Annotated in this window: 7 protein-coding genes and 16 tRNA genes; 19 read left to right on the forward strand and 4 right to left on the reverse strand. The window is 53.3% G+C overall.

Annotated features, from left to right (window positions below):
• Positions 1-99: 99 nt before the first annotated feature.
• The 16 genes from AC6ROY_RS17865 (at position 100) to AC6ROY_RS17940 (ending at position 1,656) form a co-directional block, all read left to right on the forward strand.
• Positions 100-171 (forward strand) — tRNA-Glu (locus AC6ROY_RS17865).
• Between the two features lie 26 nt (positions 172-197).
• Positions 198-273 (forward strand) — tRNA-Val (locus AC6ROY_RS17870).
• Between the two features lie 20 nt (positions 274-293).
• Positions 294-370 (forward strand) — tRNA-Met (locus AC6ROY_RS17875).
• A 10-nt stretch (positions 371-380) separates the two neighbouring features.
• Positions 381-457: transfer RNA gene (locus AC6ROY_RS17880), tRNA-Asp, on the forward strand.
• Positions 458-526: 69 nt separating this feature from the next.
• Positions 527-601 (forward strand) — tRNA-Thr (locus AC6ROY_RS17885).
• Positions 602-618: 17 nt separating this feature from the next.
• Positions 619-694: transfer RNA gene (locus tag AC6ROY_RS17890), tRNA-His, on the forward strand.
• Positions 695-702: 8 nt separating this feature from the next.
• Positions 703-774 (forward strand) — tRNA-Gln (locus AC6ROY_RS17895).
• Positions 775-784: 10 nt separating this feature from the next.
• A tRNA-Lys gene (locus tag AC6ROY_RS17900) sits at positions 785-857 on the forward strand.
• Between the two features lie 10 nt (positions 858-867).
• Positions 868-942: transfer RNA gene (locus AC6ROY_RS17905), tRNA-Gly, on the forward strand.
• Between the two features lie 53 nt (positions 943-995).
• A tRNA-Gly gene (locus AC6ROY_RS17910) sits at positions 996-1,070 on the forward strand.
• A 53-nt stretch (positions 1,071-1,123) separates the two neighbouring features.
• Positions 1,124-1,198 (forward strand) — tRNA-Gly (locus AC6ROY_RS17915).
• 12 nt (positions 1,199-1,210) lie between these two features.
• Positions 1,211-1,290 (forward strand) — tRNA-Leu (locus AC6ROY_RS17920).
• Positions 1,291-1,297: 7 nt separating this feature from the next.
• Positions 1,298-1,371 (forward strand) — tRNA-Pro (locus AC6ROY_RS17925).
• A gap of 10 nt (positions 1,372-1,381) precedes the next feature.
• A tRNA-Gly gene (locus tag AC6ROY_RS17930) sits at positions 1,382-1,455 on the forward strand.
• A 7-nt stretch (positions 1,456-1,462) separates the two neighbouring features.
• Positions 1,463-1,536 (forward strand) — tRNA-Arg (locus AC6ROY_RS17935).
• 46 nt (positions 1,537-1,582) lie between these two features.
• Positions 1,583-1,656 (forward strand) — tRNA-Arg (locus AC6ROY_RS17940).
• Positions 1,657-1,903: 247 nt separating this feature from the next.
• Here the strand turns inward: AC6ROY_RS17940 and AC6ROY_RS17945 are convergent.
• Positions 1,904-2,347 carry a VOC family protein gene (locus AC6ROY_RS17945; RefSeq protein ID WP_500101939.1) on the reverse strand — a complete coding sequence of 148 codons (444 nt, stop codon included), beginning with the start codon at positions 2,345-2,347 and terminating at the stop codon, positions 1,904-1,906.
• Between the two features lie 214 nt (positions 2,348-2,561).
• The gene (locus AC6ROY_RS17950; protein ID WP_500101940.1) at positions 2,562-5,090 is read right to left on the reverse strand and encodes a winged helix-turn-helix domain-containing protein; all 2,529 of its coding nucleotides are present in this window, start codon (positions 5,088-5,090) and stop codon (positions 2,562-2,564) included.
• Between the two features lie 413 nt (positions 5,091-5,503).
• Here AC6ROY_RS17950 and kduD point away from each other — a divergent pair, with 413 nt between their 5' ends.
• Genes kduD through AC6ROY_RS17965 form a run of 3 tightly spaced genes read left to right on the forward strand, consistent with a single transcriptional unit; the run spans position 5,504 to position 7,948 of the window.
• Positions 5,504-6,253, forward strand: coding sequence for a 2-dehydro-3-deoxy-D-gluconate 5-dehydrogenase KduD (gene kduD / locus AC6ROY_RS17955; RefSeq protein WP_500101941.1), 750 nt, complete (start codon positions 5,504-5,506; stop codon positions 6,251-6,253).
• Entirely contained in the window at positions 6,253-7,233 is a 981-nt protein-coding gene (locus tag AC6ROY_RS17960) for a sugar kinase (protein WP_500101942.1), read from the forward strand. Before kduD ends, AC6ROY_RS17960 begins: the two co-directional genes overlap by 1 nt.
• 52 nt (positions 7,234-7,285) lie before the next feature.
• Complete coding sequence (locus AC6ROY_RS17965; protein WP_500101944.1) at positions 7,286-7,948, forward strand: bifunctional 2-keto-4-hydroxyglutarate aldolase/2-keto-3-deoxy-6-phosphogluconate aldolase; 663 nt, start codon at positions 7,286-7,288, stop codon at positions 7,946-7,948.
• A 203-nt stretch (positions 7,949-8,151) separates the two neighbouring features.
• Here the strand turns inward: AC6ROY_RS17965 and AC6ROY_RS17970 are convergent, their stop codons facing one another.
• Positions 8,152-12,696, reverse strand: a complete 4,545-nt coding sequence (locus AC6ROY_RS17970; RefSeq protein ID WP_500101945.1) for a glutamate synthase-related protein — start codon at positions 12,694-12,696, stop codon at positions 8,152-8,154.
• A 522-nt stretch (positions 12,697-13,218) separates the two neighbouring features.
• On the reverse strand, positions 13,219-14,598 hold the full coding sequence (locus tag AC6ROY_RS17975) for a glutamate-1-semialdehyde 2,1-aminomutase (protein ID WP_500101946.1): 1,380 nt from the start codon (positions 14,596-14,598) through the stop codon (positions 13,219-13,221).
• Positions 14,599-14,657: the final 59 nt, after the last annotated feature.

Genomic DNA, 14,657 nt, shown 5'->3' on the forward strand with positions numbered 1-14,657 from the left:
CCGAAGGAGCACGATTGGAAATCGTGTAGGCGTCACAAGCGTCTCGAGGGTTCGAATCCCTCTCTCTCCGTAGAGAGGTTTAAGATATTTTATTAGTAAGGCCCGTTGGTCAAGGGGTTAAGACACCTCCCTTTCACGGAGGTAACAGGGGTTCGAATCCCCTACGGGTCATTGATGAGTTTGATACTCATCACCATGGAGGCTTAGCTCAGCTGGGAGAGCATCTGCCTTACAAGCAGAGGGTCGGCGGTTCGATCCCGTCAGCCTCCACCATATAGTTTTAATTGAAATGACGCGGGGTGGAGCAGCCCGGTAGCTCGTCGGGCTCATAACCCGAAGGCCGCAGGTTCAAATCCTGCCCCCGCAACCAATGATTATGTGGAGCCGTGGTGTAGAGGCCTAACATGCCTGCCTGTCACGCAGGAGACCGCGGGTTCGAATCCCGTCGGCTCCGCCATTAATTTATTGAAGGTTTACGTCTCATCGGTTCATCTGAACATAGATGAGAACCGTTTTTTTATTTTATGCCGTCGTAGCTCAGCGGTAGAGCAACGCACTCGTAATGCGTAGGTCGGAGGTTCGATTCCTCTCGACGGCACCAGAGGAAGTCAGATTGTGGCGGTCGTGGCGAAGGGGTTAACGCACTGGTCTGTGGCTCCAGCATTCGTGGGTTCAAGTCCCATCGATCGCCCCATATCTTATTGGGGATTAGCCAAGCGGTAAGGCAACGGACTTTGACTCCGTCACGCCTAGGTTCGAATCCTAGATCCCCAGTTTCTGACTTGAGCCATTAGCTCAGTTGGTAGAGCACCTGACTTTTAATCAGGGTGTCGTAGGTTCGAGTCCTACATGGCTCACTTTTACCTCGCGGAAGTGGCTCAGCGGTAGAGCATCGCCTTGCCAAGGCGAGGGTCGCGGGTTCGATTCCCGTCTTCCGCTCCAAAAGTTACACTTGTTTCAAAGTAGCTTTCATGGTTTAATAATTAGTGATATGTGCGGAAGTGGCTCAGCGGTAGAGCATCGCCTTGCCAAGGCGAGGGTCGCGGGTTCGATTCCCGTCTTCCGCTCCACAAGTTACACTTGTCTCGAAGTAGTTTTCATGGTTTAATAATTAGTGATATGTGCGGAAGTGGCTCAGCGGTAGAGCATCGCCTTGCCAAGGCGAGGGTCGCGGGTTCGATTCCCGTCTTCCGCTCCATAAGTACACTAAGCCGGTATGGCGGAATTGGCAGACGCGCGCGACTCAAAATCGTGAGGGAAACCGTGGGGGTTCAAGTCCCTCTACCGGCAGTTTCATCGGGACGTAGCTCAGCTTGGTAGAGCACCTGGTTTGGGACCAGGGGGTCGCATGTTCAAATCGTGTCGTCCCGATTTCATTTTCGCGGGTGTAGTTCAATGGTAGAACTTTAGCCTTCCAAGCTAATAGCGTGGGTTCGATTCCCATCACCCGCTCCATCTCTAAGTTCCAGTAGCTCAGCAGGATAGAGCAACGGCCTTCTAAGCCGTCGGTCGGGGGTTCGAATCCCTCCTGGGACGTTTCTAAGTGAATATCAATTGATATATAAACCGCTCAAANCTCTAAGTTCCAGTAGCTCAGCAGGATAGAGCAACGGCCTTCTAAGCCGTCGGTCGGGGGTTCGAATCCCTCCTGGGACGTTTCTAAGTGAATATCAATTGATATATAAACCGCTCAAAGCCTTGATGTATAAGGGTTTTGGCGGTTTTTCCTCTTTATTTGAAGTATTTTCTTGGTTTCTTCATCCATTTTAAGTATTCGAACCGATCAGGGAGCAAATTACTTGGGCTTTGCGAGGGTTTGTTTTTCATAACCCATGCTAAGCCCGTTATTCATCTTAAATTCTATAAAGTTTTATTCGCATCGCTGTGGCGCTGAATGTAAGTCTTAGGCCATTTTAAAGCCTTTCTTAAACGTATCTTGCTGATCCCATTTCGACCATGCAGCTTCCAGCAGGTTGCCGTCTGGATCGGTGAGATAGAAGTATTTGGCTTCGCCCTGCCCAAGTGTATGTAAGGGCTGAACCGCCACACCGTTCTCCTCCAGCAACCGATGCGTGCGTTCGATATCAAGGCAGTTCAGAGCGAGCACAGGAAACGGCTTTCCGTTTCTGGAGAGCGCAAGCGGAATTGCGTCCGATGTGGCAATAAGCAGCACTGCGATCGAATGCTGATGAGGATGATGAAGCACGGCGAGCTCCGAGCCTCTGTCTTCAAATCTGTTTACCAGAATAAAGGATAAATGTTCGGTATACCAATTTATGGAAGTGTTCAAATCTGATGAAGGCAAATAAACATATCCAACACGTGTGAAGGCAAAATCAGGATTCATCGCTATTCCTCCATTTCATTATTTCTACCCCGCTTTTATTTACCTTAAATTTTGGGTGTTTCCTTAAATAATATTATTTCCAAACATATGTCGATCAACCAGAATTCGAACGCCCAGTGCAGCAGATGGGCCAGTTGGATACTGCTGAGGATTAAGGTAATTGAAACAACTGCCGAGTTCAGCTCTGAAGGCTGAGTTAATCTGAAGCTGCTGCTTACAGAAGCTTTAGCTCGGAAGCCCGTTGGATGGCCTTCATTCGGCTGTTAACCTCCAATTTACGGTAAATATTTTTCAGGTGCCGCTTGATCGTTTCACTGCTCACGTGAAAACGTTCCGCCATTTCACGGTTGATGAGTCCCTCTTGAACCGCTCGCAAAATTTTCATTTCCTGGGCGGTAAGCAGAATCGGATTACTGTTGGGAATGCGGCTCTCTGGGTTCAGCTTATGCAGCAGTGTCTTGACATACTCAAGCGAGACGGGAAAAGCCGGTTGCATGGGACTGTTCTGCCGGAGGCGTATGTACTCGGCCAAGAGCTTCGCCATCGAAGCTCCTTCGTCGAGGAAGCTGCGAAGGTATCCTTGCGGCTGAGCCAAATAGAGGGCCTTCTCCAAGCGTGTAACTGCCTGGGACGAACTGCCTTGGCGATCGTGCGCCAGGCTTAGCAGAATCAATACCTTGATTTGCTCTCTGATCCGCAGATCGCGGCTTGCCTGCAGATGCATTTGTTCCAGCAGCTTGAGGGCGTCCTGCGGGGCTCCTGTCATCATCAATGCTCTTGCATAGTGCAAATATTCCGTGAAGCGATAGTAGGGAACATGATCAGAGGGCTTCAGTCCGCAAACGGTCAACCATACTTCCGCTTCTGCTATTCGTCCGCTCAGCAAAGCAAGGAACATCTCTACAGCTTCCAGCTTTTTCAGGAACAGATATCTGTCCGAGGATCGAATTAGAGCCGCGACCTGACTCAGGGCCAGCTTCGCTCCGTCGGCATCGCCTTTGATCTGAAGAAGATGGGCGTAATGAATGGAGGAATTAACCACAATTCGAGAATAGGGCCGCATCACTTCTTCTTTTCTGGCCCGATTCAGCAACGGTTCCGCTTCCTCAATGCGATCCCATTCCATCAGAAGCTCCCCGTAAGCAACATAAAAATATCCGGTGAACGGATAAGCAGCCCTTTTCCCCCAGCGATCCGTCCAGACGCGTAAAAATCGGTCCGCTTCATTCAGATCGTCAAAGAAGGAAAGCAGGCCTTCATAGTTTACTCCGCGCACCGTGTTTCCCCCCAGCATTTGCATAGGGATGCCCTGAGGGGCGTGTCTGTCGAATTGCTCCAGATATTCGGCAGTATGTGGAATATCTCTGCGGTAGAGAGCTAGCTCCGAGCTCATGAGCAGCACGGTAGGCACCCAAGGGAACCACTCTGGGCGTGCAAGCCTGCTTCGAACCTGCTCCAATTGGGCTTCGGCAATGGAGATTTCCCCCGCTTCGACATGAAGCTTGATGGTCATGCACTGCAGGCAGGGGCTTGCGTCCAGTATAGAGGCTGGAAGCTGGGAAAGCCATCGCTTCAGCATGACCCGTCTGAGACTCCACTCCTCGATATGCTGCTCCAATAAACTCGCCGCGTCCTCGTAGTGTTTGCCTTCCAAAAAATGATCCACGGCTTCCTCATAATACTGATGAGCTGCATACCAATGCCCTGCCGCGGCATGAACGCGGGACCATTGGCCAGAGTTCTTGCCGCGAAGCTGCTGCTGTAGAAACTCGCCGAACAATTGATGATAACGGAACCAGCCGTATTCGTCATCCAGTGGAAAGATGAGCATGTTGCTCTGACACATCTGCTCCAGCAGGTGCTGGCTGTCGGGTCTGCCGGTTACCGCTTGGCATAATGAACGGTTCATTCTCTCAAGAATCGAGGTCTGCAGGAGGAACTCCTGTCGCTCCGGAGGCTGCTGCGCGAGAAACTCCTCCAGAAGGTAATCGGCCATATCGCGCTGTTGACCGTTAAATCGACCGATAAAGCGAGCGGGGGCGGGGCTTTGCTTCAGAGACAGCGCTGCCAGATGGAGGCCGCTGAACCAGCCTTCGGTACGTTGTACCAGCAGCCGCAGCTCCTCCTGTTCGAACGGCACGTTCAACAGATCCGCGAGATAGCGGACGCCATCATCAGGCGACAAGCGGAGATCACCGATGGCTACCTGACGCAGCTGCCCTTGGGATCGAAGCCGCGCAAGCGCCATCGGCAATTTTTTGCGGCTTGCGGTATAGATGTGCACGTGAGCAGGCAAGTATTCGAGCAGATAAGCGAACGCTTCATAGACTGAGGGCGCCTCGATCAGATGCAGGTCGTCCAAAATCAATACAAGCTCTTGAGCGATGTCCTGCAAGTCCCGCAATAATGCGAACTCTACTCTCTCCCTTCGATTCCCCTCTGTTTCGGATAAGCAGTTCGTTGTTGCCGCGCAGGCGGTCGGGAAGACGCGCCGGATGGCAGCGAGCAAGTAGTTCCAGAAGCGCTCGTTATCATTGTCGAGATGGTCGAGGGACAGCCAGGCCACAGGATAGGGGCATTGCTTGGCCCACTGGCTCAGGCAGGTTGTCTTCCCGTACCCGGACGGAGCGATCACGGTAGTCAGCTTGCACGCGAGCCCTTCATTCAAGCTATGGATCAAGGATTGACGTGCCATAAGATGGTTTGGCCGCAAAGGCGGAATTGAGAATTTGGTTTGTAGCATGAGGTTGCAGCTCCACGACCTTCAATATGTTTTACGTACTAATTATATATAAAACGCTCGAATAAATCTCGTTTTTCCATATACCGTCTGGAAAGGTGAGCTAATGAAGTTTGCATCCGTACAAGCAAAGATTGCGGCCTGTTCCTGGTCATCCTGTACTGCTTGAACGGCTGTTTTGGATCAGCGAACGAAATGTGCCGCAAAGCAAAGTCTGCGTCAGAAAATGGACACGCTTCAACAAGCTTAATCATTGAAAAGGACTTCCGGGAACATCATGTTGAACATGCACAATGACAAGACCAGTCTGGCAATGAGCGGCGGTTTCACGTATAATAGAGAAAAAGCACAGGCTTCGGATGAGGCCTTGCCTATAGTTTAAACGTTTCAATTACGAATCGAGAGGCGGCGAAGAGATGTTTGATTTGACTGGAAAAGTGGCATTGGTTACTGGAGGAGCTGTAGGCTTGGGCGGAGGTATTTCGCTGGGCTTGGCTAAAGCAGGTGCAGATGTCGTGATCGTGACGAGTAATGACCGTTCACGTGAGGTTCAAGAACAAATTGAAGCGCTTGGGCGCAAAGCTCATACGATTGTCGCCAACCTGATGGATGAGAGCGGGCTGGATGGCGTCGTTCAGGAAGCTTTATCGGTATTTGGCAAAATTGATATTTTGGTAAATAACGCGGGAATTATTCGCCGTACGCCTGCTGCTGATCATGCAGCCAGTGATTGGCACGATGTGCTGTCCTTGAACTTGAATTCGGCCTTCTTCTTGTCCCAATTGGTAGGTCGGGAAATGATCAAGCAAGGCTCCGGTAAAATTATTAATATTGCTTCGATGCTGAGCTTTCAGGGTGGAATTAATGTGCCTGGCTATACGGCTTCCAAGCATGCGATTGCCGGGGTTACGAAAGCGCTGGCGAATGAATGGGCTGGCAAAGGCATTCAGGTTAATGCGATTGCACCTGGCTACATGGATACGGATAACACGGCAGCAATTCGCGCTGATGCAGAGCGTAATGCACAAATTTTGGGACGTATTCCAGCGGGACGCTGGGGAACGACGGAAGACTTGCAAGGCCCGGCAGTGTTTCTGGCTTCGGCGGCTTCCGATTACATGAGCGGTCACGTATTGTGCGTTGACGGCGGATGGATGAGCAGATAATGAGCGCGCGCCAAAGCATACAAGAGCAGATGTTTCAGCCGGAGATTATTACTTTTGGCGAGTCGATGGCGTTGATGATTCCGGAAAACACGAAGGGAATCGAGTATTCCTCCTCATTTCAAGGCTTGTTCGGCGGGGCTGAAAGCAATGTCGCGATTGGTGTAGCTCGTTTGGGGCATCGGGCCGGTTGGTTTGGTCGGCTGGGCAAGGACCCGTTCGGGCGGATGATTCTCAAGAAAATTCGCGGCGAAGGGGTCGAGGTGTCCCGCGCTGAGCTGACAACAGAAGCTCCGACCGGGCTGATGCTGCGTGAGATTGTTTCCGGCAAAACCTCGGTGTATTACTATCGGAAAGGGTCTGCTGCGAGCTTTATGCGTCCGGAGCATTTGGACGAGGAATATATCAAGCAGGCACAATATTTGCATGTTACCGGGATTACGATGGCGCTTAGCGAAAGCGCACGGGAAGCGGTGCGGGAAGCAGTGCGTTTGGCCAAAAAGCATGGCGTCAAGGTTTGCTTCGACCCGAACCTGAGGCTCAAGCTGTGGACGATTGATGAAGCCCGCGACGTGCTGCTTGATCTGGCTGCGCAAGCAGATTATTTCCTGCCGGGGCTGGATGAGTTGAAGCTGCTGTATAAGACGGACAACCTGGATGAAATTGTGGCCAAGCTGCGCGAGCTGCCAGGCGTGTCAATTGTGAAGGGCGGCGACGATGTTACCTACATCGTGGAGCAGGCTGCGGTAACTGAGGTGCCTTATTTCAAGGCGGAGCAGGTCGTGGATACGATTGGTGCAGGCGATGGCTTTTGTGCAGGCTTTTTCGTGGGATTGCTCAAGCAATACGAACTGAAGGAAGCGGTTCGCTTGGGCAATCTGGTCGGCAGTATGGTTGTACAAATGGAAGGCGACTGGGAAGGTATTCCAACCTGGGAGCAGGTTGAAGCTTATCTGAACAATGTCAAGCATGTAGAGCGGTAGCAGCTATCTTTAGAGCCCTAGATAAGCAATCAGGAGAGGATGAGATACAGCCATGAAAAAAATTCAATTGGTGCAGCAAATTGTTGAAGAGGGTGTTGTCGCGGTTTTGCGCGGAGAGACGCCGGATGAGGTTGTCGAGATGGCGGAGCAGGCGATCGCGGGTGGAATCAAGGTCATTGAGGTCACAATGACAGTTCCATTTGCGCTGCAGGCGATTGAGAAGCTTGCGAAAACCTACTCGATCACATCGTCCGATCCAGCCAAGCAGGCGATTATCGGCGTTGGTACGGTGCTTGATCCGGAGACGGCACGTGTGGCAATTTTGAGCGGCTCCGAGTTTGTAGTAGGCCCTTCGTTAAATCGGGATACAATTACGTTGTGTAACCGATACCGTGTGCCGGTTATGCCGGGTGTGATGACGATTCAGGAAATTCAAACGGCGCTGGAGCTGGGCGTAGACGTTGTGAAGCTGTTCCCAGGCAATCTGTATTCCCCTGCTATGATCAAGGCGATCAAAGGGCCGCTGCCGCAAGCTAACATTATGCCAACGGGCGGAGTTTCCTTGGGCAACCTGGGCGAATGGATCAAGGCTGGAGCTGTTGCGGTCGGTATTGGCTCTGACCTGACGAGTGAAGCGGTGAAAACAGGCGACTACAGCCTCGTAGCGAAACGTGCTGCCCAATATGTTGAAGCTTATCGTGCAGCCAAGGCGTAAGCTGCTCCGCTATAAACGGCTGCCTTTAAGGGAAATAAAATCAAAAGCTAAAAAATGCAGGAGCCGGATCTGTTAAAGGCTGCTCCGCGTTTGATTAAATTCAAAGAAGAGGAACGATTGATGGTCTAAGCCGTCGATCGTTCCTTTTTTAGCTTATAGAAAAATCCCTCAGAACGTATAGTCCTGAGGGATTTAAAGAAAAACTATTCGGTAGCGACGGATTGATCAGCTTGCAGACCAACCGGAGCAATACGTACGAAGTTGTCTTGCAGATTATTCAGCAGCTGTTGAATCTTAGCCGCAGTATCTTCCTGACCGGAGTTCACCAGTTCAGTATGATACGCGCCAAGCAGCTCGGTCAAGTCTTTGGAGCTTTGGGCACCGATCGGCTCGACTTTGACTTTCGCGCCTTTGGCGATCCGGCGTTGCAGCGCTGCTTCATCCAGACCCATCTCAGGCACGAGACGCTGGTAGATCACGCCGCCTGTCATACCGGCACAAATCCATGGACCTGGGTCACCCAGAACAACGGCACGGCCATTGGTCATGTACTCGAACGCAAAGCCTTTCAGGTTGGCTCGGGAAGCGAGGCCGCCCAGCTCATCCTGCAGCGGAGAAGCGATTTCTCCACCAAATACAACGTCTGCTCCGGAGAAGCGGATGCAAGCGCGTGTATCGGCATTACCTTGAATCAGGAACAGACCGCTTTGTGCGCCGTAACCAAACGATTTACCAACGGAGCCGTTAATAAACTGCTTGTGCTTGCCAGGCGCCTTCAGAATTGCAACCTTACCGCCGAGGGCCATTTTACCTACGCCGTCCTCAGCGCCGCCATGAACAGTAATGTCAACGCCGCGTGCATTGAAAGCAGCGAGACCGTTTCCTGGAACGGAGCCTTCGGTAATGTTGATGTTGATCTTAGGCAATTGATCGTAGCTGCCGTCGAAACGGTCTCTGACCCGGTGGCTGGAGTAACGGCTGCCGAGAATACGCGATTCGGCGTCGATGTTCGTCCAGTTGCGTTCTACCGGAGCATCGAAGGAAACGGATTCCGGGAACAGGTCCAAGCCTTCCGCGCCTGCTGCAATCCGGATATCGGACGACACAACGATGGCATCGGCAAATTTTTCTTCGGCTTCTCTGGCCATTTGCTGTGCGGCCGCGAACGAAAGCGGAGCCGGACGAAGCAGGTCGGACAAGTCGATTTTTTCCAGATGGCTGACTTGCTTCAGCAGGTCGGAACGACCGACCAGCTCTTGCGCATCCTTGAAGCCAAGTTGGGCCACGACTTCACGAATTTCTTGACCGATGCCGCCAAACAGGCGAACGAGCGAATCTACGGCTGTGTCATAGACACGCGGTACGAAGCGGCGCAGGCCTTTCTCTTCGGCTTCCTCCAGCGAATCAATCTGGGTAGCGATTCCGACGTGGCAAGTATCCAGATGGCAGCCGCGGCAAGTGGTACAACCGATGGACTGCATTGCGATCGAGCCGAAGCCGACGCGGTTAGCGCCGAGCATAAACATTTTGACAACGTCCGTACCGGATTTCATACCGCCGTCGGACCACAGCTCGACCTGATGACGCAAGCCTGCGTCGATCAGCGCCAAGTGGGCAAGCTTCGTGCCAATCTCGGTAGGCAGGCCGACATGCGTAATCGAGTGAATACGCGCTGCGCCTGTACCGCCGTCGAAGCCGGACAAGGTGATGACGTCCGCGCCTGCTTTGGCGACGCCGACAGCAATGGTGCCGACACCCGGAACGATTGGGATTTTGACGATAATTTTCGCCTGACGACCGCTTGCTTCCTTCAGCTCGGAAATAATTTGAGCCAAGTCCTCAATCGAATAAATATCATGGTTGTTCGACGGAGAAATCAGGTCGGAGCCGATCGTTGCGTTACGCGCCAAAGCGATTTTCGCTGTAACCTTGGAGCCTGGCAAGTGACCGCCTTCGCCCGGCTTCGCGCCTTGGCCGATTTTGATTTCCAGGAAGGCAACAGCTGTCGCCAGCTCGACGTTGACGCCGAAGCGTCCGGATGCAACCTGCGCACCGCGTGTCCGCTTGTAGCGGCCGAGCATGTCTTTGATTTCGCCGCCCTCGCCGTTCATGGTGACCATGTTCAGGCGCTCGCCGGCTTCTGCGTAAGCGCGGAACGCCGTTTCATTCTGCGAGCCAAAGGACATGGACGAAATGAGCACAGGCAGGTCATGCCCGCCGATGCCGATATTCACGTCTGCCGGGTCAAGCGGCTTGCGGCCTTCAGCATGTGCTTTCTCGATATCGAAATCCGCTACGTGGCGGATCGAAATGCCGTTTTTCTTTTCTTCCTCGCGCAGCTTGTCGCGGTAGTCGGTATAAGGAGCCGCGCCGGACGCCGTGTCGCCGAGCGCCTTCCACATCCGTTGGAAGAAGCGGAAGTTTTTCGCCGCTTTCGCCTTAGGGTTGGAGAAGTCGTTATAGCGGGCTTCAGCTTCAGCTTCCAGCTCGGCAAAGCCTGTTCCGGCCTTGTCGCTGCCCAGATAGTTCACAATATCCAGCACTTCCGCTACCTCAGGCTTCAAGCCGATGGAGGAGAAGAAGCGGGTATAGCCGCGCAGCTCATGCGTACCAATGGTGGAGATGACTTTCTCCAAGCCTTTCATCAGCGCGGAAAATACTTTATGCGCCGCAGGCGCGCCGTTTTTGGCGGAAGCCGTTGCGTACATAAGGTAAGGCGACAGCACGTCTGCGCCTAAGCCACAGGCAACCGCGATGTCATGCAGACTGCGGATGGCCGCGCTGCGCACAACAAGCGTCGTTTGCCGGCGCAGATTGTCGCCGAAGCCAAGCTTCTCAGCGCGCAATGCAATATCAACCTTGGATACGGCCAGATGCGGCTCAATCCACAAACGATCGTTTTCGTGAGCGCCTGCATCATCCAGAATGAGCAGGGCTGCACCTTGGCGGACAGCGGCAATCGCATCAACCGCCAGCTGATCGAGCGCCGCGGGCAGCGAGGCGCCGCGGGCAAACGTTGTGGACAGGGTGGCAACGGATTCGCCGAACAACGATTTCAATTGCTCCAGGCTTGGCTGCTTCAGCGCCGTCAGGGAGTCAACTCCGTTGCTGCCTTCCAGCACGACCGGATAAAGCAATTCCAGACGCAGACGTTCGTCCGGCTGGCCATATACCGTTGGACGCGGGCCAACGACGATCCGTGTCGAGAAATGCTCCATTTCGCGGTCGCGGTCAATGGCAGGATTCGTTACAACAGCTACACTTTCCTTGATGAAGTCAGGAATATTTACACGTTCCCATGCCAGCGCCGCATGCGGGCTGTCATGACCAAGCGAACGGATCGGCTCAGCGCCGGTTTCCGCCGTCGTTTCGATCATTTGAATACCGTCGCGATCCCAGCCGAACGCGCTGTACATCGTGTCAGTAGGCGCCACATCAGCAGCTGCCTCGACTTCAACAGCAGGCACTTCATTGTGCAAATGCTTGCGCAAGCCTTCGAACCCGATGCGAGCTTGGGCGCGTTCCAGCACGAGCGATTGCACTTCAGAGTAAGGGATGACTTGAACATGCTCTCCTGGTGTCAGCACAACGCCGATTTTCTCGCCAGGAGCGATCGGCTTAGGCTCAGCAACCATTTCGCCAACCTGGATAACGCCTTGCTCCGAGGAGAAGTACAGCGATGTTTCGCTTTCGACCATCCAAACCGGACGCAAGCCGAGCGCATCGACGCTGAAAATACATTCGTTGCCGTAGCGTGACACAATTCCTGCCGGACCTTGTGCGTAATGCCCCCAAGCTTGGCGGAAATAAACGTACAGGTCTTGCATTTCCGGACGGAACAGCTTCATTTCATTCAGGATTGGCGGGAATACGATCTCCATCGCCTCGAACAAGCTGACGCCTGCACGGTGAATGAACGTTTCAATGGTACGGTTCATATCCTGGGAGTCCGAACCGCCGTCGACGAGCGGCACGCCAACCATGTCAGCTTCGATACGCAGCTTTTTGACCGTATTGATCTCGCCGTTGTGGCCAAGCAAGGAAAACGGCTGTACGCGGAAGAAGCTGGATTGCGTATTGGTGGAGTAGCGGTTATGTCCGATCGTGACTTGCGCCGCAAACAACGGGTCGCGGGTATCGTTGTAATATTTAGGCAGGATGCTGGCCGCACCCATTACTTTATAAGCAGCCGTTACATTGCTCAGCGTAGCGACGTGAACGGTATATTTCGCTTCGATAGCGACATGCAGCTCAAACAGATGATCGGCAACCTTGACAGCCGGCTTGTCGCACAGACCGGCGACTTGCCAGAAGGTTGGTTCGTCATTGCGGCCGTTAGGGCCGAGCACGCTGCTGTCAACCTGGTTTTCCTGCTCCAGCAGGACGCTGACTTCGAACTTGGCGAACAGCTCGCGGATGCCAGCCTGCATCTCAGGGGCCGAAATTTCCAGCTTGCGCGGGACGAAGATGTGAGCGACGGAAAAACGCTCGTCGTAAGCCAGTTTGCCGTCCAGGCCGGCGTCCGTCAGCTTCTTCTCCCATAGCGCGCGCGGGATGTCGGTCAGGATGCCACAGCCGTCGCCTTCGCCGTTGATAAAGCCGGAACGGTGCTCCATTTTGACAAGCGCATCAATGGTTTTTTGAATATTATCGCGGGACGGGAATCCATCCTTCTCAACGATACAAATGATGCCGCAGCTGTCATGTTCGGTGGCCAGTAAGTTCCGGAAACGGCCTTCATCACGCATAACTTGATTCATTCTCTTTGGTCAGCAGGCTGACCTTCACCTCCCAATAATAGTAATGCCGTATTCGTCTTGTACAAAGACTTTGTCATGAACGGTAAAAGAAAGCGGACGAAGCGAATACAAACGAAAATGAATAAATATGCAATTATTCTGTATAATCATCGTTTGCGCTACTTGTCCGTTCTTCTGGAAGCTACGCGAATTGAGGGCTGAATAAAGGCGCTGATCGCGCCCGCAACCTTGCAGGGAACGCAGAACTTCATGAATTTCATGGCAAAAACCTTATTTTTAGCCGAGTTTATTCAAATACAGAGTAGTAATAGAATACCATGAAATGTGGCTATAGACAATAGAACATTACACCTTTCGACACAATGTAAGCGCTATCTATTTTGCATAACTGGTGAATAAAGGCAAAAAAACACGGAAAATCATGGCGGGTAAAAAAGCGAACGAACTATTATCGAATAATGATAATAGTTCGTGATTTGAGTGATAAATGCTTTTTATTAGCGCTTTAAATCAGTGAATTGTTTCGGACATGCGTTTGAAAGCATGAGCTGCCGCGTCGATGGTCAGGCTTACATCTTCTTCCGTATGAGCCGTTGTCAGGAACCAGGCTTCATATTTGGAAGGGGCGAGGCAGATGCCTTGCTCAAGCATCAGGCGGAAGAAGGCGGCGAATTGCTCGCCGTCGGCGGCTTGCGCTTCGGCGTAGTTCGTGACCGGGTGCGCGCAGAAGTGGGTAGACAGCGCTCCGCAGATGCGGTTGACCGTCAGCGGAATGCCGCGCGCTTCGGCCGCGCGCGTCAAGCCTTCGCCAAGCTTGGCGCCGAGACGGTCAAGCTGCTCATAGGTACCGGGCTGCCGCAGCGCCTCCAGGCAAGCAATGCCTGCGGAAATCGAAGCGGGGTTACCGGCCATCGTTCCTGCCTGATAAGCGGGGCCAAGTGGTGCAACCTGCGACATGATGTCAGCTTTTCCACCATAAGCACCTATTGGCAAGCCGCCGCCAATAATTTTTCCAAGCGCTGTAAGGTCTGGTTCGATCGCTTTCAGATCCGTACCGGCGGGCAGACCGGCGAACGTCTGTGTCGTGCCGTAGTGAAAGCGGAAGGCGGTGATAACTTCGTCATAAATGACAAGCGAGCCGTTGCGCCGCGCGGCCGCGCACAGACTTTCCAGGTAGCCGGGATGCGGCATCACCATGCCGAAGTTGCCGACAATCGGCTCGACCATTACGGCTGCGACCTCGCTGCCCCAACGCTCCAGCGCTTGCTCCAGCGCAGGAATATCGTTGTAGGGCACTGTGATCACCTCGTGCGCGATGCTGGTGGGGATGCCTGCGCTGTCGGGAATGCCAAGGGTGGACGGGCCTGATCCGGCGGCCACCAGCACGAGATCGGAGTGACCGTGGTAGCAGCCGGCGAACTTGATGATCTTGGCCCGGCCGGTATACGCGCGGGCGACGCGGATTGTCGTCATGACGGCTTCGGTACCGGAGTTGACGAAGCGCACCTTATCTAATGAAGGGATTGCTTCCTTCAGCATCCGCGCAAACTGAATTTCCAGCTCGGTCGGCGTACCGTACAAGGTGCCGTTTTCGGCGGCACGGCAGATGGCGGCTGTCACGTGCGGGTGGGCGTGGCCTAAAATAACCGGACCGTAGGCGGCCAGGTAGTCAATGTAGCGGTTGTCATCAACATCCCAGAAATAAGCGCCTTGGCCGCGCTTCATAAAGACGGGCGCGCCGCCGCCGACTGCCTTGAACGAGCGCGAAGGACTATTTACGCCGCCGACGATATGCTCCAGCGCTTCGCCGTACAGCATCGCGGAGCGGTCTCGGGATATGGAACCGGACGGGGTGGAAGCAGGTTGATTGTAGCTGGACGGAGAGGACATGGCGATCAGTTCCTTTCAATAATCAAATAAATTTCAGTTCAGCGTTGCGGAATCCACGT

The sequence above is a fragment of the Paenibacillus sp. sg306046 genome, assembly GCF_059821225.1.

Bases quoted from the DNA above. Each gene is read 5' to 3' on its own strand.
- kduD (WP_500101941.1), top strand. From the start codon at position 5,504: ATGTTTGATTTGACTGGAAAAGTGGCATTGGTTACTGGAGGAGCTGTA.
- AC6ROY_RS17950 (WP_500101940.1), bottom strand. From the start codon at position 5,090: ATGCTACAAACCAAATTCTCAATTCCGCCTTTGCGGCCAAACCATCTT.
- AC6ROY_RS17975 (WP_500101946.1), bottom strand. From the start codon at position 14,598: ATGTCCTCTCCGTCCAGCTACAATCAACCTGCTTCCACCCCGTCCGGT.
- AC6ROY_RS17970 (WP_500101945.1), bottom strand. From the start codon at position 12,696: ATGCGTGATGAAGGCCGTTTCCGGAACTTACTGGCCACCGAACATGAC.
- AC6ROY_RS17945 (WP_500101939.1), bottom strand. From the start codon at position 2,347: ATGAATCCTGATTTTGCCTTCACACGTGTTGGATATGTTTATTTGCCT.
- AC6ROY_RS17965 (WP_500101944.1), top strand. From the start codon at position 7,286: ATGAAAAAAATTCAATTGGTGCAGCAAATTGTTGAAGAGGGTGTTGTC.
- AC6ROY_RS17960 (WP_500101942.1), top strand. From the start codon at position 6,253: ATGAGCGCGCGCCAAAGCATACAAGAGCAGATGTTTCAGCCGGAGATT.